The organism is Acinetobacter rudis, from assembly GCF_000829675.1.
GTDB lineage: Bacteria > Pseudomonadota > Gammaproteobacteria > Pseudomonadales > Moraxellaceae > Acinetobacter > Acinetobacter rudis.
Window position 1 is genome coordinate 42,660 of the sequence record NZ_BBRX01000023.1, and the last position, 25,305, is coordinate 67,964.

General features: G+C 39.8%; 25 protein-coding genes. 14 read left to right on the forward strand and 11 right to left on the reverse strand.

The window, feature by feature from the left end:
* Positions 1-45: 45 nt before the first annotated feature.
* Together Aru01_RS06340 and Aru01_RS06345 are read right to left on the reverse strand one after the other, a co-directional pair.
* Positions 46-990, reverse strand: coding sequence for a phosphatidate cytidylyltransferase (locus tag Aru01_RS06340; protein ID WP_040330972.1), 945 nt, complete (start codon positions 988-990; stop codon positions 46-48).
* Entirely contained in the window at positions 987-1,670 is a 684-nt protein-coding gene (locus tag Aru01_RS06345) for a lysophospholipid acyltransferase family protein (RefSeq protein WP_016654870.1), read from the reverse strand. The genes Aru01_RS06340 and Aru01_RS06345 overlap by 4 nt, the downstream gene beginning before the upstream one ends.
* A 122-nt stretch (positions 1,671-1,792) precedes the next feature.
* On the opposite strand from Aru01_RS06345, the gene Aru01_RS06350 reads away from it, so the two are divergent.
* The 3 genes from Aru01_RS06350 (at position 1,793) to Aru01_RS06360 (ending at position 4,090) form a co-directional block, all read left to right on the forward strand.
* Positions 1,793-2,191: a hypothetical protein gene (locus Aru01_RS06350; RefSeq protein WP_016654869.1), complete on the forward strand. Its 399-nt coding sequence runs from the start codon at positions 1,793-1,795 to the stop codon at positions 2,189-2,191.
* A gap of 26 nt (positions 2,192-2,217) precedes the next feature.
* Positions 2,218-2,913 carry a CDP-alcohol phosphatidyltransferase family protein gene (locus Aru01_RS06355; RefSeq protein ID WP_016654868.1) on the forward strand — a complete coding sequence of 232 codons (696 nt, stop codon included), beginning with the start codon at positions 2,218-2,220 and terminating at the stop codon, positions 2,911-2,913.
* Between the two features lie 226 nt (positions 2,914-3,139).
* Positions 3,140-4,090, forward strand: coding sequence for a metal-dependent hydrolase (locus Aru01_RS06360; protein WP_370736881.1), 951 nt, complete (start codon positions 3,140-3,142; stop codon positions 4,088-4,090).
* Positions 4,091-4,151: 61 nt separating this feature from the next.
* On the opposite strand, the gene Aru01_RS06365 is transcribed toward Aru01_RS06360, so the two are convergent.
* On the reverse strand, positions 4,152-5,027 hold the full coding sequence (locus Aru01_RS06365) for an acyl-CoA thioesterase (protein WP_016654866.1): 876 nt from the start codon (positions 5,025-5,027) through the stop codon (positions 4,152-4,154).
* A gap of 368 nt (positions 5,028-5,395) precedes the next feature.
* Here Aru01_RS06365 and plsB point away from each other — a divergent pair, with 368 nt between their 5' ends.
* Both plsB and Aru01_RS06375 read left to right on the forward strand, forming a co-directional pair.
* Complete coding sequence (plsB, locus tag Aru01_RS06370) at positions 5,396-7,969, forward strand: glycerol-3-phosphate 1-O-acyltransferase PlsB (protein WP_016654865.1); 2,574 nt, start codon at positions 5,396-5,398, stop codon at positions 7,967-7,969.
* A gap of 129 nt (positions 7,970-8,098) precedes the next feature.
* The gene (locus tag Aru01_RS06375) at positions 8,099-9,007 is read left to right on the forward strand and encodes a pyridoxal-phosphate dependent enzyme (RefSeq protein WP_016654864.1); all 909 of its coding nucleotides are present in this window, start codon (positions 8,099-8,101) and stop codon (positions 9,005-9,007) included.
* A 39-nt stretch (positions 9,008-9,046) separates the two neighbouring features.
* Here the strand turns inward: Aru01_RS06375 and Aru01_RS06380 are convergent, their stop codons facing one another.
* Genes Aru01_RS06380 through Aru01_RS06390 form a run of 3 tightly spaced genes read right to left on the reverse strand, consistent with a single transcriptional unit; the run spans position 9,047 to position 12,046 of the window.
* Positions 9,047-10,714 (reverse strand): tetratricopeptide repeat protein, encoded by a 1,668-nt coding sequence (locus Aru01_RS06380; RefSeq protein WP_016654863.1) that lies wholly within the window; start codon positions 10,712-10,714, stop codon positions 9,047-9,049.
* Complete coding sequence (locus Aru01_RS06385) at positions 10,715-11,140, reverse strand: divergent PAP2 family protein (protein ID WP_016654862.1); 426 nt, start codon at positions 11,138-11,140, stop codon at positions 10,715-10,717.
* Between the two features lie 18 nt (positions 11,141-11,158).
* Positions 11,159-12,046, reverse strand: a complete 888-nt coding sequence (locus Aru01_RS06390; RefSeq protein ID WP_016654861.1) for a decaprenyl-phosphate phosphoribosyltransferase — start codon at positions 12,044-12,046, stop codon at positions 11,159-11,161.
* 19 nt (positions 12,047-12,065) lie between these two features.
* Between Aru01_RS06390 and Aru01_RS06395 the strand changes: the two genes are divergently transcribed.
* Genes Aru01_RS06395 through Aru01_RS06405 form a run of 3 tightly spaced genes read left to right on the forward strand, consistent with a single transcriptional unit; the run spans position 12,066 to position 14,535 of the window.
* Positions 12,066-12,485, forward strand: coding sequence for a GtrA family protein (locus tag Aru01_RS06395; RefSeq protein ID WP_016654860.1), 420 nt, complete (start codon positions 12,066-12,068; stop codon positions 12,483-12,485).
* Positions 12,478-13,779, forward strand: coding sequence for an FAD-binding oxidoreductase (locus tag Aru01_RS06400; RefSeq protein ID WP_016654859.1), 1,302 nt, complete (start codon positions 12,478-12,480; stop codon positions 13,777-13,779). Before Aru01_RS06395 ends, Aru01_RS06400 begins: the two co-directional genes overlap by 8 nt.
* Positions 13,780-14,535 (forward strand): SDR family NAD(P)-dependent oxidoreductase, encoded by a 756-nt coding sequence (locus tag Aru01_RS06405; protein ID WP_016654858.1) that lies wholly within the window; start codon positions 13,780-13,782, stop codon positions 14,533-14,535. It abuts the gene before it with no gap.
* A 95-nt stretch (positions 14,536-14,630) separates the two neighbouring features.
* On the opposite strand, the gene Aru01_RS06410 is transcribed toward Aru01_RS06405, so the two are convergent.
* Positions 14,631-15,434, reverse strand: coding sequence for an NAD-dependent epimerase/dehydratase family protein (locus Aru01_RS06410; protein WP_016654857.1), 804 nt, complete (start codon positions 15,432-15,434; stop codon positions 14,631-14,633).
* Between the two features lie 35 nt (positions 15,435-15,469).
* Here Aru01_RS06410 and recG point away from each other — a divergent pair, with 35 nt between their 5' ends.
* Positions 15,470-17,515 carry an ATP-dependent DNA helicase RecG gene (recG, locus tag Aru01_RS06415; RefSeq protein ID WP_016654856.1) on the forward strand — a complete coding sequence of 682 codons (2,046 nt, stop codon included), beginning with the start codon at positions 15,470-15,472 and terminating at the stop codon, positions 17,513-17,515.
* Between the two features lie 20 nt (positions 17,516-17,535).
* On the opposite strand, the gene Aru01_RS06420 is transcribed toward recG, so the two are convergent.
* Complete coding sequence (locus Aru01_RS06420) at positions 17,536-17,967, reverse strand: bleomycin resistance protein (protein ID WP_016654855.1); 432 nt, start codon at positions 17,965-17,967, stop codon at positions 17,536-17,538.
* 45 nt (positions 17,968-18,012) lie between these two features.
* Positions 18,013-18,849 carry a tetratricopeptide repeat protein gene (locus tag Aru01_RS06425; RefSeq protein WP_016654854.1) on the reverse strand — a complete coding sequence of 279 codons (837 nt, stop codon included), beginning with the start codon at positions 18,847-18,849 and terminating at the stop codon, positions 18,013-18,015.
* Between the two features lie 243 nt (positions 18,850-19,092).
* Between Aru01_RS06425 and Aru01_RS06430 the strand changes: the two genes are divergently transcribed.
* Positions 19,093-19,734: a ComF family protein gene (locus Aru01_RS06430; RefSeq protein WP_016654853.1), complete on the forward strand. Its 642-nt coding sequence runs from the start codon at positions 19,093-19,095 to the stop codon at positions 19,732-19,734.
* A 73-nt stretch (positions 19,735-19,807) separates the two neighbouring features.
* On the opposite strand, the gene Aru01_RS06435 is transcribed toward Aru01_RS06430, so the two are convergent.
* Both Aru01_RS06435 and Aru01_RS06440 read right to left on the reverse strand, forming a co-directional pair.
* Complete coding sequence (locus tag Aru01_RS06435) at positions 19,808-20,206, reverse strand: NUDIX hydrolase (RefSeq protein WP_040330971.1); 399 nt, start codon at positions 20,204-20,206, stop codon at positions 19,808-19,810.
* Positions 20,206-20,802 (reverse strand): LOG family protein, encoded by a 597-nt coding sequence (locus tag Aru01_RS06440; RefSeq protein WP_016654851.1) that lies wholly within the window; start codon positions 20,800-20,802, stop codon positions 20,206-20,208. The genes Aru01_RS06435 and Aru01_RS06440 overlap by 1 nt, the downstream gene beginning before the upstream one ends.
* Positions 20,803-20,957: 155 nt before the next feature.
* Here Aru01_RS06440 and Aru01_RS06445 point away from each other — a divergent pair, with 155 nt between their 5' ends.
* From Aru01_RS06445 to Aru01_RS06460, 4 genes are all read left to right on the forward strand, one after another.
* Positions 20,958-21,971, forward strand: a complete 1,014-nt coding sequence (locus tag Aru01_RS06445) for a CorA family divalent cation transporter (RefSeq protein WP_016654850.1) — start codon at positions 20,958-20,960, stop codon at positions 21,969-21,971.
* A gap of 112 nt (positions 21,972-22,083) precedes the next feature.
* Positions 22,084-23,166: a patatin-like phospholipase domain-containing protein gene (locus Aru01_RS06450; protein WP_016654849.1), complete on the forward strand. Its 1,083-nt coding sequence runs from the start codon at positions 22,084-22,086 to the stop codon at positions 23,164-23,166.
* A 102-nt stretch (positions 23,167-23,268) separates the two neighbouring features.
* Positions 23,269-24,051: a bifunctional phosphoribosyl-AMP cyclohydrolase/phosphoribosyl-ATP diphosphatase HisIE gene (gene hisIE, locus Aru01_RS06455; RefSeq protein ID WP_016654848.1), complete on the forward strand. Its 783-nt coding sequence runs from the start codon at positions 23,269-23,271 to the stop codon at positions 24,049-24,051.
* 374 nt (positions 24,052-24,425) lie between these two features.
* The gene (locus tag Aru01_RS06460) at positions 24,426-25,286 is read left to right on the forward strand and encodes a LysR family transcriptional regulator (RefSeq protein WP_016654847.1); all 861 of its coding nucleotides are present in this window, start codon (positions 24,426-24,428) and stop codon (positions 25,284-25,286) included.
* Positions 25,287-25,305 lie beyond the last annotated feature (19 nt).

Genomic DNA, 25,305 nt, shown 5'->3' on the forward strand with positions numbered 1-25,305 from the left:
TTTGAGTGCAGTTTTATCTCTCAAGCCAAGAGTATGTCTTCGGGCTTAACTCCACCAATAACGTAAGATATGGAAGAAAATTGGTGCAGAGAAACAAATAGAATCAATACGATCTAACATTCCACCATGTCCCTGAATTAAATTCCCCCAGTCTTTTACGCCACGATCACGCTTAATTGCAGACATCACTAAGCCACCGAAAAAGCCAAAGATACAGACAATAAAGCCGATAACAGCAGCCTGAAGATAGCTAAATGGCGTTAACCATGACATCGCCACCCCTAAGGCCGTTGCCAAAAGTATCCCACCCAGTAGGCCTTCTATAGTTTTTGAAGGTGATAAATTTGGCGCAACCTTATGTTTTCCAAATAACTTCCCACATACATACTGCAATACATCAGATGTTTGCACCACCATAATCAGCCAAATCGCCAACCAAATTTTCTCACCCTGAAAACCTGGAATGTTTAAGTTAAACAATGCAGGTACATGTGAAATACAGAAAACACTGATCATCAAACCCCATTGGATTTTGGCACTACGCTCCAAAAAGTGTGTCGTATCTTCGGCCTTTAAACTTGCAATTGGGACCAATAAAAAAACATAAAGTGGAATAAAGAGTGAGTAAAGGCCATACCAGTTGCTATAGACCAAGTAGTACTGATAGGGAATAACAAAATAAAAAGCGATTAATAATGGAAAATAATCACCTCTACGAGTAGGTAGGAGGCTAACAAACTCACGTAAAGCAAAGAAAGAGATAATCGCAAATAAAATAATAAAGACGGTTTGCCCCATAAATACAGCGATTGCAAGTACGATGAGCATCACCCACCATGCATTTATACGAGCGTTAAGATTATCAATTACTGGGGAGTCTTTATCACCAGCACGACGTTTCAATATGAAGCCAATACTTGAAGCGATCACCAAAATGACAGAGAAGATCCCAAAAAGTAAGTAAGTTTGTTGAAAATTATTTAGCATTATTTTAACTCATGTCCTTTTAAGTCCAATAAGCGCTGTTTCGCAAAACTTAAAAACTCAGCCTTATTCCAATCTGAATTATGAGGCAGTGGTTCACCAAAAATTACCGTAGAAAGTAAAGGCAATGGCATCAGTACACCTTTTGGCATCACACGTTTTAAGTTGGAAATCCACACAGGAACAAACTCTACATGCGGATACTGTAAGCTCAGATGATATAAGCCACTTTTAAAGTCTAAAAGCTCAGTATCATCACTTAAATTACGCGTACCCTCAGGGAAAAAAATAATCGAATCGCCCTGATCCAATGCTTCTTTAATTGCGGCCAATGGGTCAGCAGAACCCGCTGCATTACGTACAATGGTAATTCCCGAAAATGTATCCTGAATCAGAAAGCGACGAAAACCATCCTTTAACCAATAATCGGATGCAGCAACAGGTCGAGTTTTCTGACGAATCTCTTTGGGTAAAGATGACCACAACAAAATAAAATCAATATGGCTATTATGATTAGCAAAATAAATTCGTTGTTTTTGCTCAGGTTGACACCCTACCCATAAACTACGTGCTCCCGTTAGCGAGCGTGCGCCACGTCGTACGCAAAAAGAAAGAAACCGTGCAAGTTGTTTAGAAATAGCATGATCACTTGGGTCTGTTGGAGAAGATGATGGTGTATTATTCATTGCTACAACCCAATTCCCTATTTTTCATATTGACTGCTCTACAACAGCAGCAGCGTAGATTTGATATATAGGAAAATATCCCATAATATTCAGATATTTTACACATATAATTTCCTTTGCCTATGAAACAGACAATTAAAAATACTCAACGCTATAATTTTCTGTCTGCTTTTTTTGCACTCGTGCTCTGGGGCTCATGGTCATTTTATGTAAATAATCAGCAGGCGGGCTTTGAAGCAGGATTAATTTCAGGTATTGCACAAGGACTCTGTAGCTTTTTAATTACTCTATTTATGACCTTCCTGATTGAGAAACAGTTTAATTTCTATCGAAGCAATTTCACAAAATTAATCCTCCCTCCAATCATCACCGTACTGTTCACTGGCTCATGTTTAGTCACCGTTCATTTACTTATTCACACCCCAGATATTGTTAAAACAATATCTCCAGCATTAACAGTTGCGCTAATCTTTGCGTTCTTTACAAACATTAAACTCTATAAACAAATGCCAGCACTGTAAAACCTTTAGCAAATGCGAAGTACATAATGAAGCCAAACTCTCAATCAGATGCTCAACAAACCAATCTAGACTCTTCACTTGATAATCGTCGTCCACTGAAAGTTCGTGATGTCGGCCTTGTAACACGCTTTGCGCGTTGGTTAAGTCAAAAGTCAATTACCCCCAACCATATTTCTATTGCCAGTATTTTCTTTGCTGCCTTAGCCGCGATATGTTTATTTGCTGTACCTCAATTTTCAGGTATCACCCAAGTTGCACTCTATCTCCTCGCAGCATTATTTATACAAGGGCGTCTGCTGTGTAATTTGTTTGATGGTTTAGTGGCTATTGAAGGAGGTAAGTCAACTGCCTCAGGTGAACTATTTAATGATATTCCAGATCGAATCTCTGACCCATTGATTATTGTCGCTGCAGGTTACTCATTAATCTGTGTAGGATACGGTGATACTTTAGCTTGGTCAGCAGCATTATTGGCTGTATTGACTGCTTATATTAGAACCCTAGCCGTTTCCATTGGCGCTCCTGCAAACTTTACTGGACCGATGGCAAAACAGCACCGCATGGCCTTATTAACCTTCGCGTGTATACTCAGCGCGATAGAACAATATATCTGGCAACACGATTATGTCATGCTCATTACACTCATTATTTTAAATATTGGTTGTGCAATTACTGTATGGCGCCGCGCGTATATTGCTTATTGTTTTTTAGAAAAGAAATAAGTCACGTCATATCAACATAGTCGTGAGATTTAATATTTAAGCCACAACCTATTAAAACAAATTATTTTTCATCATAAAGCTGATATCTCCATGAGGTATCAGCTTTATTGTCTAACAAAATACATCATCTATTGACAGTAGAATGTCCCCAATTGATTGGCTGCTTTACATTCACCTTTTTAAACTAAATATAGGCAAGTTATTTGCACCTAACAACAATAAGGATATGGTCTTGAATATACTCTCGATATTTAAAAGGCGTAAAGTGGGTTCTTCTACCCAATATGACATTAAGCCTCGTAAAGTAAAATTTGAATGGCAAGAAACACCTATTGACTGGGTACCCAATCAACCATTTGTTAGCTATTTCATCAATGAAATCAATATGATTTTGCCTGCTGGTGAGTTCTGGTTCTGTCGTCTTTACAATAAAGTTTTGCCACAGATCACCGATGAAAAACTTAAAGCTGATGTACAGGCCTTTATTCGCCAAGAAGCGATGCATGCCCAAGCACATAGTTCAGCAAATAAAGAGTATCTAACAGAACGTCACATTAATATTCAACGTAATCTTGATCTGATGAACTTTGTGTTTACCAAGATATTGGCTGATCGCCCAATGGGCGCTAAACTTCCTAAAGTCCTTGAAGGGCAATGGGATCTGTTTAGACTCGGTATTATTGCAACTGTCGAGCACATGACCTGCGTAATGGGTAAATATGCGCTTTATAATAAATACTGGGAAGAACTCGGCGCTGATCCTAATATGCTTGATCTTGTTAAATGGCATGGTGCAGAAGAAATAGAGCATCGAAGTGTTGCCTTCGATCTGTATCGACACTTAGGTGGAAGCTATCTTGGTCGCTACTATCAGAGCGTGATTGTGATTGCTTTAGTACTCGGTTTATGGGTCGATGGTGCAGCCAATATTCTGCAACAAGATCCACGCTTTCAAGCACATAAACCTGCAATTTATAAACCTTGGATTTGGTTAGAATGGCATCGTATTGCGCAAAAAGATAACCGCTTATTGCCACATCCGCTTTGGTTGGTTTCACAACAGCTCGGCTATCTGATGCCTTGGTATGATCCTGTACATGAGGCAAAAACTGAAGATGCTTTGGCTTATTTAGAGCGCTCACCTGCGGCAAAACGCGCATTGCCAAAAGTTGCATAAATACGCCCGAATCAAATCAAGCTTAGGCTGCAATACAGAGATATTGCAGCCTAATTTTTAATTAAGGTGCATTAATCTCACGTACACGCATCAAGCCCTCTTGAGTGGTACTACACACCAACTCACCATTTTGCCACATCCGTCCAAAATTCAAGCCGCGAGAACTGGCGCTAATCGTGGCTTCCATGTCATACAACATCCAGTCATCTGCACGTAATGGCTTATGGAAGTAGATTGCGTGATCAATACTGGCACATTGCAAACTCGATGAAAAATAACTTAAACCATGTGGACGAATTGCTGTGCCCATAAGCGTGTAATCCGAATAAAAGGCGACAATAGCTTGATGTAAACTAACATCGTCTTGCAGTTCAGCAGGAATAGGTTGATAAGTTCGTAGATAATGCGCTGTCGATGGTGCCTCTGGCTGTGGCTGAAAAGGATTGGCCACATTAATCGGACGAATTTCCACTTGGCGTGGACGCATAAATGCAGGACGTAGGTTTTCTGGAACGAAATCAATCACATTTGATTTAAGATCTTGCTCTGGAACCAATTGCTCTGGATCAGGATACTGTGGAGCATCTATTTGATATTCTAGCCCCGCCTCAGGATGTGCAAAAGAAATCATGGCTGAAAAGATAATACGACCATGTTGAATCGCATGGACTTGACGGCTTAAAAAGCTCTTACCATCTCTCAGCTTTTGCACTTCATAGATGATAGGTGCATTAATATCACCTCCAAATAAGAAATAAGCATGCATTGAATGTGCTGGACGGTCAGTCGTATAAGAGGCTGCACGTAAAGCTTGACCTAATACTTGCCCACCAAAAACACGTTTACCCACCAAATTACGACTTTGTCCACGAAAGATATGTTCTTCCAGTTTTTCAAGTGTTAATAATTCAATCAGCTCTTGGGTTAGATCACTCATATGGTCTTGATGTCCTTTTGACTTACTTAGCAATAATACGCTTTTTAATTATACGCATTCATTTACAATTGCTTTTGCACAATTTTTCCAGATATTCGTCACAATGATATTTGCTCACCTATATGAATCATATTTTTTCATGTAACTGAAACAGCGCTATAACAGCTGTTTGACGAAATCTGCTCTTGACATACTATATTGTCATAATCGTTATTTGATATAATCTTGCAAGTTTTATTTCTTACCACGCAGATTCAACGTTTTTTATATGACCGACTCAACATTGAATCCCGGTCAAGGCTTAAATTTTAGTAAAAATAACTGCCTAATAATGACTGAATTCGTTGCATCATTCGCTAGGAGCCCATATGTCCAAGAGTAGTTTTGGTCAAATTTATCGCCGTCTTTCCAGTAAACTCCTCGATCTCGTCGTGACTCCACACGTACTGGGCGAAGTTCCTAGTGAAACCCCTATAACAACAAATGCTGAGCAGGCTCCGATTCAAAAAGTCGTTTGCTATGTACTACAAAATCATTCACGTAGTAATGCACTCGTCGTTGATGGCGAAACACGTCGTTTAAAACTTCAAGCAGCACTTGATCCATTTCAACTTGCTGGACATCAAGAAAAAACTGCCTTGTTATTTTTACAACATCAAGATGAAACCAATCTTGTTAACCCACCCCCTTATGCTTATCCACCTCGCCTACTGCGTCTGATTGAGTTTTTACAAAAGCATCCAGAATGTGACGTAGAGTTGGTACCTGTAACCGTGCTCTGGGGACGTTCACCGGATAAAGAAGATTCATTATTTAAGTTGTTATTTACTGATACTTGGGCAACACCTAGTAAAGTCAAACAGTTAATGAATATTAGTCTACACGGCCGTCAATCATATTTAGAATTTCATCCTGCACAGTCTTTACAAGCGCTCATTGCAGAAGCATCAGAAAAACATCCAAACCTATCACCAGCAACCTGTATTACCAGCCAACTCAATAGCTATCTAGATCGTCAGCGTGAAGTCGTACTTGGGCCTGATTTATCGGATCGACGTAATGTTATGCATTCTTTGATTAAATCTGAAGAAGTGCAAGATGCGATCCGCAAAGAAAGTGTACGTTCAAAAATCAGCTTAATTGAAGCAGAGCGTCGTGCCATCGGTTTTGTAAATGAAATTGCTTCTGACTATTCGTATTCAGCAGTTCGTTTTGCAGAAATGGCTTTGACTCGTCTTTGGACTCAACTCTATGATGGTGTCGAAGTACATAACTTTAGCATGGTGCGTGAACTCGCTAAAGATTATCAAATCGTCTACACCCCGTGTCACCGCAGCCATATTGATTATTTATTATTATCTTATGTAATCTTTAGACGTGGAATGATGGTGCCTTACATCGCTGCTGGCGATAACTTAAACCTACCCTTTGTAGGACAGTTGCTTCGTGGCGGTGGCGCGTTCTTTATTCGTCGTTCGTTCCGCGGTAATGCACTCTATACTGCAGTATTTAAAGAATATCTATACAGCATTTTGTCACGTAATACGCCACTTGAATATTTTATTGAAGGTGGCCGTTCACGTACTGGACGCCTCTTACCTCCGAAAACAGGTATGTTGGCAATGACCATTCACAGTCATTTACGAAATGGTAACAAATCCAAGCCGATTGTATTTGTCCCAACTTATATTGGTTACGAGCGTCTTATGGAAGGCTCAACCTATGTAGGTGAAATGCAAGGCAAACCTAAAGAAGCAGAATCAATTTTTGGTTTAGTAAAAGCACTACGTAAAATCGAACGTATCTTTGGTAAAGTGCACGTCAACTTTGGCGAACCAGTCTTTCTCAACGACTTACTCAAACAGCATAATGCTCAAGATTTTCGTATCGAGCACAACGATGACCCTATTCCTCCTGAGATCTCAAATGTTGTAAATAGCTCAGCAGTTGCGATCTTAGAAAATATTAACCGTGCAGCAGTTATTAACCCTGTATCACTGTTATCGTTGATCTTATTGGGTACGCCAAAACATACTTTGGACGAAGAAATTTGCATTAAACAGCTGGATACTTACCGCAACTTACTGCAAGCACTACCTTATGATGCACGCATGCAAGTGACGCCATTGTCAGGCAAAGAAATTATTCGCTATGGCTTAAAGCTCAAGTTAATCAAACGTGTTCCGCATGTGCTTGGTGATATTATTGCGATCGAAGATGGTCAAGCAGTATTACTCACCTACTTCCGTAATAACATCTTACATGCATTTATATTGCCGTCACTGATTGCTGCCTTGGTTGAGCACAATGGTAAGATCTCTCAAAAAGATCTGATCAATGTAATTTGCACACTCTATCCATTCTTAAAAGCTGAGCTCTTCTTAAAATGGCAAGATGAAGAATTACCTGAGCAAATTAATCAATATGTTACAGCACTGGCTAAAGCCAAACTGATTGATATCGATGCTGATGGTTTACTCAACAGCCCAGTACGCAATACTGAAGATCACAATCAGCTCGCTGTGCTTGCTGCTCCTGTGATTCACAGTTTAGAGCGCTATTGCATGATGCTTGCACTGATTACTCAACGTGGCCCTGGCAATATCTCTACACGTCAGGTTGAAGAACTAAGTCATTTACTGGGTCAACGCCTGTCGGTATTACATGAATTCAACTCACCTGAATTCTTTGATAAAGCATTATTTCAAAGCTTTATGAAAGTATTAACACAGCGCGGCTATATTAGTACCAATGAAGATGGTGGATTAATCTTTGATGAGGAATTCCGTAATATTGCTAAGTACGCTAATTTAGTTTTGGATGATGCCACCTTACAAATGTTACAACACATCACTTCATTTACTGATGAAGAACTCAAAGAGGCACTCGATGCACTTGCTGCTCAAAATGCGAAAAAGCGTTTAAAACGTAAGAAAAAATAAGTCAAAGAAATGCCTTACTCAATTGAGTAAGGCATTGTTTTAAGTTCAATTCCACAGCTTTTTCACTTGACCAAAGAATCATAATTACGGCATGCTGCTTGACCCTCTACTTTCCTCTGCACCAGCATTATGACCCTCAGTATCCAAACACCTCTGCTCTATAGCAGCAAACTCAGCCAACTCAATCAATGTCAAGTTTGGTTAAAAATGGAATCGAGTCAACCGACAGGTTCTTTTAAACTCAGAAGTATTGGCCGTGCTTGCGAAAGTCATGCCCGTCAAGGTGCTCAACATTTTATTTGCTCGTCTGGCGGGAACGCGGGTATAGCAGTGGCCTATGCCGCTCGCATGCTCAACCTTAAAGCAACCATTGTTGTTCCTGAAACCACCTCAGCCAAAGCAAGAGACTTAATTGAACAACAAGGGGCGCACCTGATTGTCCATGGTGCATCTTGGGTGGAAGCTAACAACTTGGCACTATCTTTAGTTGATGCTGATAGTGTTTATATTCATCCTTTTGATGATCCCTTACTTTGGGATGGTGTCGCTGAACTGATTGATGAAGTGATTGCAGAAGGTCTAACACCTGATGCTGTCGTTCTCTCTGTAGGTGGTGGTAGCTTACTGTCAGGGGTCATCCAAGGTCTGGATCGCCACCAATTGGCAATTCCAATTTATGCAGTAGAAACCGAAGGTACAGCATCACTTCATGCTGCCATGCAGGCAGGCCAACATGTCAGCTTAGATCAAGTTACAGGCATAGCTACAACTTTAGCAGCCCGACAAGTGTGTAAGCAGGCTTTTGAACTGAGCCAAAATCATGATGTACACAGTTTAAAAGTAACTGACCAAGACACCGTTACAAGCTGTTTAGCATTTCTAGATGACCAACGTATACTGGTTGAACCTGCCTGTGGTGCGTCTTTGTCTGTGCTTTATCAACAAAAAATTCAATTTAAACCGACCGATCGCGTTTTAGTCATTGTTTGTGGTGGTGCAGGTATCGATTTAAAACAGTTAATGGACTATCAAGCCTAAGTCATAAAGCGAGCAAAATCATTTTGCTCGCTTTAAATATTATGTTTTCACTTTATTGACTGCTGGTTTATATCCTAAAGATGCAGCTTTTTTAAACCAAAGCTGAGCATCAACTCGGTCTTTATCTAAGCCATTTAATCCACGTAGATAGCTTACTCCAATATTATACATTGCAGCCGGATCTCCTTGCTTAGCGGCTTGAAGATAATAAGACAATGCCAACTTTCCATTCGCTTCAACACCAAAACCATTGGCATACATCACGCCTAGATTATTGCTTGCATATGGATATTTTATTGGGTCAATGGACATAAATAACGCCAAAGCTTTTTTATAGTCAATTTGAATTAGACCACCTCGTGTATATATCAAAGCCAAATTATTCTTGGCCTGAGGATTGCCCAGTGCTGACTCTATTTCATACCATTTCATGGCCTTTTCTATATGTTGATCTTGAATGAAATTAGTTTCCATAATCCAGCCAGCATTATCTACGTTGACTGTAAAAAGTTGACCCTTCGTAGAAGGCTCCAAATTAAGCTTTAGTAAAATCTCAGTGGGCAGCTGTGATGTCGATAAACCACCAGCATTAACGTTATATATATTGGGTAAAAATCTCACTACACCAAATGGACCCACCACTAAGCAAATCAGCGCATATGCAATAAAAAATCTCTTGTGTCTCTCAAGATAATGCTTAGCATCTGTCGTGTTTACTTGCTCAGAGTTTATTAAGTAAAAAATGACAACAGTGATGTTAAAAATAACCAGTGCAATCCAACGATAATAATCAAAAGCAATCAGCGACAATATGATAGGAGTAGATACCGAAAAAATAACGAATATATTTATTTTCTTATAAAAAACTTGTTTAAAAAAATCCAAAACAGGATAAACAAATATCAAACTCAAAAAAATAGGTACATATGTTTTATTATCAAGCAATGAATAATAACTCGATAAAACATTGTCCCACACACTGAGCATCGTTGTCCTTACTGCATATAAATTAAGTTTTTTATTTCCCTCATAAAACTCTATAATTTTATTTGATTGCACTGTTGAAATTTGACCAAATTTCACAATCAATATAATTGAGAGCAATAGCGTAATAATTAAAAATATTAACAACCCTTTCCTTCTAAATTCCATATAAAAAATCAAAATTAGAGTGGGCATAAATATAATCAATGATGCTTCATGGATTAAAGCAGAAAATAGAATAAAAATAAAAATACAGAGAAAAGATAAAATTGAATTTTTACTTTTCAGAATCACAGTTAAAGTAATCAGACTAAATATCTGAACAACCTGATCAAACCTCCCCAACTCCAATAACCACTGTGATGTTAAAAATGAAAAACACAAAATACAAGCCATATACAAATACAAGTTTTCTATTTGTATTTTTTTTAGTGACTTTAATAACAAAAAACAAAATAAGGAAAATAAAATAAGATAATTTACTAAAGCAATAAATCGAATTGTTTTATAATCATTTCCAATATTAAAAAAAGAAATGACCTCTCCAAGGAAAGCTCTGCGCATAAAACCATGATCATAGTTAAATAGCCATGAAGTATATAAATACTCATCAACACCTATTCTAAAATCAAAATTAAAGCTATTACTATGAATAAAAACAATCACCAAGAGTACAGAAAACAAAAACATCGGAAGTTTAAGAGCACTTATAGATAATCTCATTTATATACCCAAAGAAAAACTATAAATCATAAAAGCAACCGAGATACCGACCATGATCCCTGCCAAAATTTCAATTTTGTTATGCCCCATCCGCTCACGAAGCACCCTCACTTCAGGATCTTGTTGCGTTAATCGATTAATGATGACCGCATGCTGACCTACTGCTTGTCTTAAACTATTTGCATCTAATAGCACGATAAATGCGAGGGTGAATGCCACGCCGAAAGCAGGGACATTGATACCATCATTTAAGGCAATTAAAGCCACCATACTGCTAACGATTGCACTATGATTACTGGGTAGTCCACCGTAACCAATTAAAGCAAATGCGATTTTTTTTGTTCTAATTGAATTAATTAAAAACTTTAAACATCCTGCTACAAACCACGCCAACAATGGTGTGATCAAATAAGTATTATTCTTCACAAAAATTTCCAAAAAAAATTAAATATCCAATAAAACCCAAGCGCAAATGCCAACCCACAGAAGGACAGTCAGGATAATTTGCCAATCCTGTAAAAGCACATCTGTTGGAGACTCTCCACCTTTTAAGGTTTCAACGATAAACCAATAGCGAAATAGGCCGAACATAACGAAAGGTATGCTCATAATTAATTTGGGTTGAACTTGCATCACATAAAGGCTGTAGAACACAATTGAGCTAATCGCAGACATTTCTGCAAAGCGATCGATTAATGAGACGGAATAATACTCAAGTACACCACGCCCCTTAACCCCACTTCCCACCAGTTCTTGACGGCGTTTAATCGATGCTAAATACAAAGAGATACTTAAAGTTGTAATAAACATCCAATGTGACACTGGCACACTCAAGGCAACAGCACCAGCATAAACACGCAGTACAAATCCGAGTGCAATGACAAATATTTCAATGACAGGCTCATGCTTCAATTTAAAGGTATAAGCAAAATTTAGTAATAAATATAAAAAAATCACATAAATAATTTTAGGAAAATAAAACCATGCCAAAGCCAATAGCATATAAATCAAAACTAATAATACAACTGCACTCATTGGGCTGACCATACCCGAAGCAAGTGGACGATGTATAGATTTTTGTGGATGAGCTCTATCTTTTTCAATATCTTTGAGATCATTAACAATATATACAGCAGAAGCTGCCAAACAAAATAATAAAAATGCAAATAATGCAGAAATAACAGCATTAATATTTAAAAACTGATTAGAGAAAACTAATGGCGCTAAAACAAAAAAATTCTTCACCCATTGCTTCATTCTTACTAGTTTTGTTAATCCATTAAGCTCTACTAGAAAAGAACTTTTCTGTACTATATTATGTATCCGTTTCATAAAACTCTTAAACTACAAAATGATTAATTCAATTAAAATTGCGACATGCTACGGGTTATTTGCCCTAGTAGCCACAATCACAAATATATTTACACAGGTTGTTTCTATTTACTTTTATACTGGATTACTCCACATTCAGATCTCAATTATTATGGGAACCGCCACAGGTCTTATAATTAAATACCTGTTAGATAAAAAGTTTATTTTTAAATACCAAACTAAAAACTTAAAACATGAAACCCGAACATTTATACTGTACTTAATCATGGGAATACTTACTACACTTATATTCTTAAGTTTCGAGCTTGGTTTCCACATTATATATCAAAGTGATGCAATGCGATATTTAGGAGGCATAATTGGTTTAATAATTGGCTATATTTTAAAATACTTTCTAGATAAATTATTTGTTTTTCAATCGGTTTATTTATATGAATAAAATTCAATCATGGGGAAGATTAACAAATCATAAACATAATATAATTCAACTTAGCACACCAAACAGCGTTATTAATCAAATAAGCTCAAATTTAAATCTAGGTATTTCACATGGTATGGGTCGTAGTTATGGTGATGTCGCATTAAATAGAGATCGTACCTTATGGTTAACAACTCATTTAGATCATCTAATTTCTTTTGATTCATCTACTGGCATATTACATTGTGAGGCAGGTGTGAGCTTGCAAGAAATTCATCGCTGTTTAATCCCTCAAGGCTGGATGCTTCCGGTTAGCCCCGGAACTCAAATGATTACTGTAGGCGGTGCAATTGCAAATGATGTGCATGGAAAAAATCATCATCGCTATGGTTCATTTGGCGACCATCTCATTTCGATTAAAATCGTGCGTACTACTGGAGAAACAATTGAATGTTCCAGAACCAACAATGCTGAGTGGTTCTTTGCAACATTGGGAGGGATTGGTTTAACAGGCATTATAGTTGAAGCAATCATCCAACTTCGTGCTGTAGAAGGCCCTTGGGTCCATGCTGAAACAATTCCCTATAATCATTTAGACGACTTCTTTGCCTTATCTGATACCTCAGAAGCTGCTTGGGAACACAATGTCTCTTGGATTGACTGTATACGTGGAAAAGATGCTCATGGTCTGTTTATACGTGGCAACTTAAAGAATCCGCAGCATAAACGCATACCAATCATTCAAGATCGTAGCTTTCCAATAACCCCTGCATTTTCTATGGTCAATCGGTTGAGTTTACCGGTATTCAATTTTGCTTATTTTTATGCCAACGCTCTCAAGCGTCAGCCTAAATTCATTCATTATGAAAAATTTTTCTACCCGCTAGATGCCATACAGCAATGGAATAAAATCTATGGGAAAAAAGGGTTCTACCAATACCAAAGTGTCGTCCCGCGTGAAGTCGCTAAAGAAGCAACCCATGAAATGTTAAAAGTAATCAAAAAATCAGGTGAAGGTTCATTTTTAGCAGTGCTCAAAATATTTGGTGAACACGAATCTGGAGGATTACTCAGTTTTCCACGTGCTGGTGTGACCTTAGCGCTAGATTTTCCCAATCGGGGTACAAAAACTTTAAAACTTTTCAATGAACTTGATCACATCGTTACAGAAGCTCAAGGCCGACTTTATCTCGCCAAAGACACGCGCATGCCTCGTGCTTTATTTGAATCAGGTTACCCACGCTTTCATGAGTTTTTAAAATATAGAGATCCAGGCATGAGTTCAGAAATGTCTCGTCGTTTATTAGGTAGTTAAATGTCACAAAAGTTAAAAATATTAATTGTAGGCGGCACATCTACAATCGCGGAACATTGTGCTCGGCAATGGTTAAAACAATACGATTGTGAAATCATTTTGTGTGGACGTAATCCAGAGAAACTACAACGTCTGTGTCAAGATCTCAAAGTCAGATACCCCAAAGCAGAATTACAGCTTAAAACACTCGACTTTTTAGATGCCCATGCTATTGAGCAATATATCAATACGCTCTACCAGCACAGCATCATTGATATTGCACTTATCGCTCACGGCGTACTCCCCAACCAAGAACAATGCCAGACAGATCTCAAGCTATGCCAACAAGCAATGCAGATTAATGCGATTTCACCATTACTCTTTGCTGAGACGATTGCCAAACATATGATTGAAAACAATCATGGCAAACTGGCTGTCATTGGTTCAGTTGCAGGTGACCGAGGTCGTCGCTCTAATTATATTTACGGTGCAGCAAAGGCAATGATCGACAAGTATATGCAAGGCCTACAACATCGCCTCGCGTTATCACACAGCGTAGTACAAGCGATTTTAATTAAACCCGGCCCCACTGCTACAGCAATGACCGCTGAACTTGCCCATACTGCTCAACTCGCTCCAGTCGAAGATGTGGCCAAAGACATTATTGAAGCCATTGAAGTGGGAAAACCAATACTTTACACCCCTAGCAAATGGAGGTTGATTATGCTAATAATTCGTCATATCCCTTTCTTTTTATTTAAGAAAATAGATATTTAATTCATTAAAAAAACAACTTGTGATGCACTGAGTCTCACCCATAATTCTTTGATAAACATGAGTACTTTTTGCGCTCATGTTTATCAATAGATGATCTACAGCGCAATTGCTGCCTGATAGTCAGCAAAACAATCGTTATGCTCAAGTTTAAAACCTAGGTCACGTAACCGTGTCGCATAGATCTTTTTACCACTATAGATCTCGCTGTCTAAGACCAGCAGTGGTTGTGCCAATTGTTGTTGAAACCATTGAATGATTTGATGTAATGGCATGGGCTGCTGATTAGAGGCAATATAACTTGCTGCAAAGGGTTCCACGTGAAGTAAATACGCAAGAAATGCAGCTAAATCTTCAATATGAATTCGGTTTGACCAATGAATATTGGGATAATGTTGGGTCGTCTCGGCCAGTTTCAGCATACGTTGAATAGAGCTTCCGTAGATCCCACTCGGACGAACAATAATGCTTCGCTCTGGGTAAGCCCGCTGCCAAGCTTGCTCCATGTTCAGTAAAATTTGCCCTTGCTGGTCTATAGGCACAGCAATCGTATCATCATCGATCATCCCGCCCTGATTTTCACCATATACGCGTGTAGATGAAACGACAATGACTCGTTGTACTGGGTGTGATGCCAATGCAGTGACGATAGGTTCAACACTCTCAACAAAGCAGTGCTGATAGGCCTCTGCACTTGAATCGGCTGGGGTCAGTAATACATAAACTGCATCTATGGGTGAAAGTTCGGTTAAATCAAGTGAATGGACATCTTGAATCAGATGATTTGCTGTATCTTCAGCTTTCGGGCTACGGCTGATTGTGCTAATTTGATGGCCTTGCCTAATAAGATGTTTGGCAACGCGTTGTGATGTTTTACCATAACCGATAAATAATATATGCATTGCATTCCCTAAATGACATACGAAGATGAGAGGACATGGCAGCAGTCCATCAATTAAAAGGCGTTGGTTCAGCCTCTGCAGCTTTACTTGAAAAGCTGCATATATTTAACACAGATGACTTACTGTTTCATCTACCCCGTGACTACGAAGATCGTAGCACGATTATTGCCATGAACCAGCTTCAAGTTGGTCGTAGTTATCTGCTTGAAGGGATTGTTAAATCTACAGACTTTCCACCAGGAAAACGTAAGTCGATGGCAGTTGCGCTACAAGACGAATTTGGTAGCATCACTTTACGTTTTTATCATGTCTATCAAGCACTCACTGAGCGCGCAAAAGTAGGTAATCGTTTGCGCGTATTTGGAGAGGTTCGTGTTGGTGCGCGTGGTTTAGAAATGTATCATCCAGAAATACAACTCATAACTGCACATACGCCCTTGCCAGATACGCAGCTCACGGCAATTTACCCTTGTACAGAAGGTTTAACACAACCGAAACTGCGAAGTTATATCGACCAAGCACTCGAACAATATAGCCATGAACTTGATGAGTTATTACCACAGCGTTATTGCAATGGATATGCGCTCAAACAAGCTCTGCACTATATTCATCACCCCCCTGTTGATGCCAATATGTTACAACTGGCACAAGCAGTACACCCTGCTCAACAACGTTTAATCTTTGAAGAACTTGTTGCTCACCAACTCAGCCTTTTGACACGTCGTGCTTATATTCAACATATTCAAGCACCTGCTTTTGCACCTAGTAAAAAATTTAGTCGACAATTATTAAAAAGCTTACCTTTTGAAATGACTGGAGCTCAAAAGCGAGTCAGTCAAGAGATTGCACATGATCTTTCACAAAACAAACCGATGTTACGTTTGGTACAAGGTGATGTTGGTGCTGGAAAAACTTTAGTCGCTGGAGTCGCGGCTTGTCATGCTTTAGAGGAAAATTGGCAAGTGGCTTTGATGGCGCCTACTGAGATTTTAGCTGAGCAGCATTATCTTAATTTTAAAAAGTGGTTTGAACCCTTAGGGCTAAATGTTGTTTGGTTAGCTGGGAAGCAAAAAGCAAAACAACGCGCTGAAGCAGAAACACAAATTAAAACAGGTGATGCACAACTTGTTGTCGGTACACATGCCCTCTTCCAAGAACATGTTGAGTTTCGCAAGTTAGGACTGGTCATCATTGATGAACAACATCGCTTTGGTGTAGATCAACGTTTGGCACTGCGTAACAAAGGACAGGACAACACCACGCCACATCAGCTTGTCATGACTGCAACCCCAATTCCTCGAACGTTGGCTATGTCTGCTTATGGTGACTTAGATACTTCCGTCATTGATGAGTTGCCACCGGGTCGTACACCGATTCAAACCGTAACGATTCCTTTAGATCGTCGTGAAGAGGTATTGGCACGTATCGCCACTAACTGTAGCGAAGGTAAACAAGCTTATTGGGTTTGCACCTTGGTTGAACAATCCGAAACCTTAGATGCTCAAGCCGCTGAGGCCACTTTTCAAGATATTCAAACGCGTTTTCCTGAGTTAAAAATTGGCTTAGTCCATGGCAAAATGAAAGCGGATGATAAACAAAATGTCATGCAACAGTTTAAAGACAATCAACTTCAGCTGTTGATTGCAACCACTGTGATCGAAGTGGGTGTAGATGTTCCTAATGCTTCTATTATGGTAATTGAAAATGCAGAGCGCCTCGGTCTATCACAGCTCCACCAATTACGTGGCCGTGTTGGACGAGGTGCGCAGGCCAGCTTCTGCGCTCTACTCTACAAACATCCTTTATCGCAGAATGGCCAAGAACGCTTACGCATTTTGCGCGAAAGTAATGACGGTTTTGTAATTGCAGAAAAAGATCTAGAGATTCGAGGGCCGGGTGAATTACTTGGAACCAAGCAAACTGGGGATTTAGGGTTTAGAGTTGCGAAGCTTGAACGTGATCAGCACCTGCTTGATCAAGCACATCAAGTTGCAGGCAAAATCTTAGCTGAACACCCTGATCAGGTTGAAGCGCTACTACAACGTTGGCTGCCTCAAGCCCCACGTTATGCTTATGTTTAATTGCTTTATTCCTTCTCTTATTAGGGAGAAGGTGAAGCAGAAATCGGCCGCTCACCCAGTACTTCGACCAAGCGTAATAAGTAACCATCAGGATCTTGAACCAGAAACTGTCGTTGACCATGTTCGATATGGTCCGCACGATACCAACGCTCTTCAGGCTCTGCAAATAAAGGCCAATTGGCTTGTGCCAAACGTGACAGTATAGGTGCTAAAGCTGTCACTTCCATTTGAAAATTAATCCCTCGTCCAAAAGGTACACTCAACTCAGCCGTCACCCATTGATCTTCCTGAACTTGCTCTAGCATAAACTGTACACCGGCTAAATCCAGATAGACAAACCCCTCTTCCACTCGCTCATAACTTAAATCAAACCCCAGATAATCGATCCAAAAACGTCGACTAGCAACCAGATCACTCACAATCAATTCAGGAACAAGTTTGTTATATTGCATAATGATATTGCTCTTTAGCTCAGTAATTTAAGGCTATGTCATGGCTTAGGGCTGATCAGTACATAACTTGATATTGCGCTGTAATTCTTTGACCAGTTTTTGTGCATCAGAATCGCCCTGATCTGCCGCTTGCTGCAACCACTGTTGAGCTTTAGCTCGATTGGGACTAAAGCCATTTTTGCCATAACAAGCATTTAGACCGAGGTTTAACTGGGCATCTTTATTTCCTTGTTTTGCAGCTGCCAGATACCATTGATTAGAAATTTCAGGATTTTTTTCTAGACCCATGCCATCTTGATACATCACACCAAGATTATACTTAGCTATAGCTTCACCATTTTCGGCAGCTTGCTTATACCAATAAAAGGCCTTTTGATAATCCTGCTTGACCTCTCGCCCCTGATCATAAAGAAAACCGAGCTTTAGACGTGCATCATTGGAGCCCAATTCTGCAGATTTTTCTAGTAAGGAAATTGCTTTAGGAATGTCTTTACCACCCCCCATGCCTTCCTCATACAGATAGGCCAAAGCGCGCATTGCTTCACGTTCGCCTTGATCCACAGACTTTTGTAAGTAATATCGAGCCTTAACATAATCCACAGCAGCACCTTGACCTTGCTGATACATCAGTCCAAGGTTCAATAAAGCTATCGCATCATCCTTTACTGCAGCCTTTTCAAACCACTTCAGTGCCTGCGTATAGTTCTGCTTTACACCATTACCCGTGTAATAACGTCCAGCTAAATCAAACTGTGCCGACAGACTGCCTTTACGTGCTTTATGCTGGAGTTCAACTACTTCCCAATCTGGAGCAGCGATACTGTATTGAGTCAATGTATATAAGCATATGATCACTAACGATTTAAATATTGTTCTCTGCATACTCTAGTTGTCTTGATCGATCTGGCATTCATAAGTAGATTATGGATATTAAACTAACAAACCTTTTTTTGCGCTGCATTTTTTTAAAGTTGCTTTTAACTCTTGGCATCAAAAATATTCCTTTAGTCTTATTTGACATAAACAGAACAGTTTTAGCGCTAGCAATAGCGCAGCATAATTTAAGTTTATTCGGCGCCTACCCATCAAACAAATCAAAAATAAAAAGACATTTGAGATATAAAAATGCTCGCAAAATCTCTCAATCATCTCATCAGCAAATTTAAAGGGTTGATGCCTTGTCAACTTTGCGGACTAGACCCGCAACAAGCTCACTCTCTTTGCCATGACTGTTGGCATGACTTACCGTGGTTTAATCAATATATACAGCGACGACATTGTCGTATTTTAGCGGCGTGTTGTTATCGTTTTCCGATTGATCGTATTATTCATCAATACAAATATGAACAGCAGCTACACTATCAAACTGTATTGAAACACTGTTTACTTCACTTGGCTTTGCCTCAAGTCGATGCAGTCGTTGCCATGCCTATTTCACGACAACGCTTAGTACAACGTGGCTACAATCAAATGCAAATTATTGCTCAATCTATCGCAGCCCAACATCAGCTTGCACTGTGGCAACCGGTCATTCGAACAGCACAACATTCACAAAAAGGTTTATCCCGCCTAGAACGATTGCAAGCAATCGACAAGCAGTTTCAAATTAAGGCCAGTGAATATCGACGCTATCAACGTGTACTGGTTTTAGATGATGTGGTGACCACCGGAAGTTCCTTTGCGGCCATGCAGCAGGCACTGCAACGCTTAGGCTGCACTCAAATTGAATTGGCCTGCATCGCTGTTGCGAGTCCTAAAATACGCTAAGTCGATGTACGGTTAAACCCTAAAGCTTTAACTGTACATCGACTTAGACATCTATCCTTGGCATCAAAAGATGCTACACGGTCTGTGTGTGTTGACGATACCAAGGGATTACGATCTGTTTGGTCAAGGGAGCTAAAGGAAGCTCTTGCTCATCTAAATCTATCCACTGCATTTCAGCAATTTCAGCGGCAATCTTTGGTGTGCCCATCAAACGGACTTGATAAAGATAACTGACTAGCAGATGATCGGCCTCATTGGCAGCTGGTGTTTCAAAGCGACCAATAAATTGTTCAATTTCAGCCTGCACTCCAATCTCTTCTGCAATCTCGCGCAGCATTGTTTGCTGCGAAGACTCGCCAAGCTCTAATTTGCCACCAACTTGCATAAAGTATTGTGTTTTATGTTTGCGCACCAAAAGTAATTGCCCAACAGCATTACTAATGACTGCTGCTGCAACAGTAATTGTCTTCATCAGTTCGCCGTCGAATATTGTGGGCGTTCTTGTTGTCCCCATTTTGGCTCAGGTGCAACAAAACGATCAAATGCAGATAAGATATCTTCTACGTGCTCAGCACAAATCAAATGATCTACAAACCGCTGTTTAGTAAACTCTTTCTCAGCTGTCAGTTGAATGAAACGAATTAAATCATCATAAAAACCATCAACGTTTAAAAAAGCACATGGTTTTAAATGAATTCCAAGTTGTGCCCAAGTCCATTGCTCAAATATCTCTTCTAAAGTTCCTGCACCACCTGGCATAGCGATAAAACCATCAGATAGCTCAGACATTTTTGTTTTACGCTGATGCATATCATCCACCACATAAAGTTCAGTCAAATCTGGATGAGCCAGCTCAGCATCTACCAAATGTTTGGGAATAACACCAATCACTTGACCACCAGCAGCTAAGGCACTATCAGCAACCACTCCCATCAAACCTGAACGACCACCACCATAAACTAAGGTTTTACCTTGCTTTGCGATCATTTCACCAGTTTGTCTTGCTTGTACAGTAAACTCAGTTGCTGAACCAAAAGAAGAGCCGCAGTAAACTGCAATAGACTTCATAAATCACTACCTTTTCGAGATGTTATGTTGAAAAATTATCAAGCATGCAAATTTTTTAATCATTTAACGATACAATTTGTGCTTTTAGGCAATTCCTTGTCTAAAATACACTCGTCCCATTAAGAACCAATACTGCGCTGGGGAGAGAAGCCACTATGCTCGAAGCCTTTTATGCCACTGAACGCGGTAGTCTAGTAGATGCCACCATAAATGGCGGCTTTGACTTACACCCAGAATTAGTATGGGTGGACTTAATTGCGCCTACACAAGAAGAACAACAATGGGTCTTAGATGCTTATCAACAAAATTTGCCAACGCTCAAATCCCTTGAAGATATTTCATCCTCAGCACGTTTTTATCGTGATGATGATGGTATTTTGCATATCAGCACGTATTTTCTAACGAAAAATAAAAACTATCAAGTTGATACCGATAGTGAAGACCATAGCAATATGTTAGCTACAGTGCAAACAGTTGCATTTATCTTACATAAGGATCGTTTGTTTACCTTAAGAGGTGAAAAACTTGTAGCCTTCCGTGCATTTCGTGCCCGTACTCGACGCAATGATTATGATATGGATTATAAAGATCCTGTCTGGTTGCTTTTAGGTTTACTTGAAGCCAAATTAGATGAATTATCAGATATTTTAGAAGACATTCACAAAGATTTAGAAATCTACTCCACCGAAGTATTGAACAACCGTCATCGTGAGCAAATCTTAGACTTAGACGACATGATTACCCGTTTAGCACAAAAAGAAGATATGTTAGGTAAAGCACAGCTCTGTCTGATCGATCTACGTCGGGTGCTCACCTTTTTATCTCGCCCACGTGCGCTGGGTAGTCATATCTATGATGCGGATATTCGAGAATTGAGTGAGGATGTACGCTCTTTAGTTGAACATGACGCTTTCTTATTTCAAAAAGTACGCTTCTTGCTCGACACCACCTCTGGATTTATTAATACCGAACAGAATGATACGATTCGTCGCTTCTCCATTTTACCGAGTATGTTAGCCCCGCCGATGCTGGTTGCCAGTATCTATGGTATGAACACTGAGATTTTGCCTTTTGCCCATGGTGCAACCAGCTTTATGGTCGTCATCTCGATTTTGGTGATCTTTTTTGTTGGCCCTATTGTTTACTTTAGATGGAAAAAATGGATTTAAAACATTCATTTATAAAGATTTGACTGTTCAGTCACCCAGCGTTGTTTTTCGCCATTGTGAGCATAAAGTGCTTTGTTAACATGCATACGGATTCTTTTTAAAGTGATGTATCATGTTCCAAATCTTGCAAAAATCCCCACCAGCTCTGGACATCCGTGCCGGTTCAACAGCAGCACGTCTCATTCAACAAAATGGTTTATACGCTGAACACGTTGATGTCATCCCTGGTGCTGCGGGCGGTCCTAAAGGCTTAGGGCTACAGGGCTTGGATCGTGCTATTTTCACAGATTTTTTACCCCAAAGTCCGCGCCGTCGTACTCTAATTGGTTCATCGATTGGCAGTTGGCGCTTTGCAAGTATATTGGCTTGGGGAGCGCAAGAAGGGACTGAACGTCTCGCTGAACTCTATACCCACCTAGATTTCCCAGTCAAAGCCAAACGTCAGGAAATCAGTCAAATTTGTGCGCAAATGCTGACTGACTTGCTTGCAGACCGTGCCGATCAACTCTTACAGCATCCAGATTATCATCTTACGGTAATTTCAGCCAAAGCCCGTCACCTCTTTCAAAGTGATCAAAATCTTGCCCTGCTCACTTCAATTGCGGGAATTGTCGGTAGCAATGCTGTCGCACGTAAACATTGCCAACACTTTATGCAACGCGTTATTAGTCAGCCTGCACATGAGCAACAATTTAGGCTTACACCTGATGATTTTGAAACCCACTACCAGACACTCAATCATGACAATTTGCAAGCATGGTTAATGGCTTCTGCATCAATCCCTGGGGTTATGAATGCGGTCCGTCATATTCCTGGCGCACCAGCAGGCAGTTATCGCGATGGTGGGCTGATTGACTACCATCTCGATCTAGACTTTCATAGCCAAGGCATTGTGCTCTATCCACACTTTAGCACTCAAATTGTGCCCGGTTGGTTCGATAAAATGTGGAAATCACGACAGGCCAACCCAAATCACCATGCGCGCACATTATTACTTTCACCATCAGCTGAATATCTCAAACAATTACCACTTGGACGTCTACCAGACCGTAAAGACTTTACTCAAAAAGGGCTGACAAGGCAGAAACGTATTCAGTTATGGAAACAATGTATTGCTGAAAGCCAACGTATGGGTGATGAGTTTTTACAACTACAACATCAACAAAAATTTGCTGAACGGTTGCAAGCGCTTTAAGTTCCACGCAAAATTGGTTGGGTAAATACAACACTTTGCCTTACACTTGAACACTGGTGTAATCGGATACCGCTTTTTATCAATTTTTTTGGTGACATTTCTATGAACAATCTGCAATGGCTTGATGAAGTAAAATTTAACTCACAAGGTTTAATCCCTGCAATTGCTCAAGAGCATCATACTGGGCGAGTTCTGATGGTCGCTTGGATGAACCGTGAAGCATTACAGCTCACAGCTGAAAAAAATCAAGCGGTCTATTTTTCCCGTTCACGCTCGAAGCTATGGCATAAAGGTGAAGAATCTGGTCACTTCCAAACAGTTCATGAAATTCGTCTAGACTGTGATGCAGACGTAATCGTATTACAGGTTGAACAACATGGTGGTATTGCCTGTCATACAGGTCGTCACTCATGTTTCTATCGCAAGCTCACCCCACAGGGTTGGGAGATTGTCGATGCTCAAATTAAAGATCCTGAACAAATATATGCTGAGAAATCAACAAATCCCCATACGCTTGCAATGCAAAGCTCAACGACTAAAGCCGAAGCTGTTGAAGTTCTCGACTACTTAGGCAAAATGATGAGCGAACGTAAGCAAGCTAATCCAGACTCATCTTATGTGGCCAAGCTTTATCACAAAGGCTTAAATAAAATCCTTGAAAAGGTCGGTGAAGAAAGCGTAGAACTCATTTTGGCGGCAAAAGAATACCAACATGAAAAAAATGCTGACCACAAAAATGATTTGATTTATGAAATCGCAGATCTTTGGTTCCACTGCATTGTGATGATGGGTTATTTTGATCTTGAACCACAAATTATTTTAGACGAATTAGCACGTCGTCAAGGCCTCTCAGGTCTGATTGAAAAAGCTAACCGTAGCCACTAAATTCAAGTTTTTCTCACCTCTGCTTAAAGTTATTCTTCAGAGGTGAGACTTCCCTAATGCAACGTTCTAGTTGCCATCGTTTCTGAGTATTCACAGCGAGTTCTGTCTGACTTGAGTATCTGGTTAAGCAAAAGCCACAGCTTAATTTATAATTTAACGAATTGATTGTTTTATCATTCTAGATAAGAGCACACTCAATTAGCCATCGTCTGATAACGATGTGACATACAGCTTTAACGTGAATGACACGCCACAAGCTATTCCTCTACAAGATTTTCAAAAACCACGCCAATTCGAGCTAAAAACTAACAGTGCCACACAGACGGTTCAAGCTAGATTGAGGCCTTGCTTCAGGTATAGGCTGCAACAGTATTATGGCTTTAAAATTTTCCCAGCTCGCTATCTTCTGTGCTTTAGTTGAAGAAGGCACAATCTATGCTGCTGCCGAGAAGATGTACTGTGTACCATCTAATATTACTTCACGTATTAAAGATTTAGAGCAAAGTTTAAATGTTGCCTTATTTTTTCGTGAACATCGTAAACTCAATATTACCCCCGAAGGTCGAGCATTTTATTTCAAGGCCAAGGCGATTCTCGAACAAACTCGACAATGTCAAAATCTATTTCGCCAACCACACCCTATAGGGACATTAAAAATTGGTGGGTTGAGCACACTGTTCGAACACTATATTCAACCGCAAAGTCTCACTTTTTTGCAGCAACAAACAACTGCACAAATACATCTTCTTAGCGCCAGTACTGAGGACCTACTCAATAAATTACAAAATGCCGAAGTTGATCTCATCGTTATCGATCATCCCATCCAACAAAACACCTTAGTCTCGCAAAAAATCGCCACTGAAACATACTACTTCGTCAGTCGAACAGAACAGCTTATCGAGCCACAACAGCATGCTTACACTGATACTTTATTGAGCTGTCAGCAATCCAATCAACAACAAGCACTCCAACATGACTGGTTAGAACAACAACACATTGAATATCAACGCCACTGTCAACTGCAGTGCTATGGTCATATTTTAGATGCCATACAACAGGGTGTAGGTTTTAGTATTATTCCGTCCACATATTTAATAGAAGCACGACGGCGTCAGCTCTATACGTCTGCAATCCCAGCATTGAGTCAAAATATTTCTATGTTATGGCAACCACACCATCCTTCAGCTTTACTTCATGCTTTTATCGAGTTATTTCAAATTGAAAAATCCCCCTGATGAACACTCAAACAGGGGG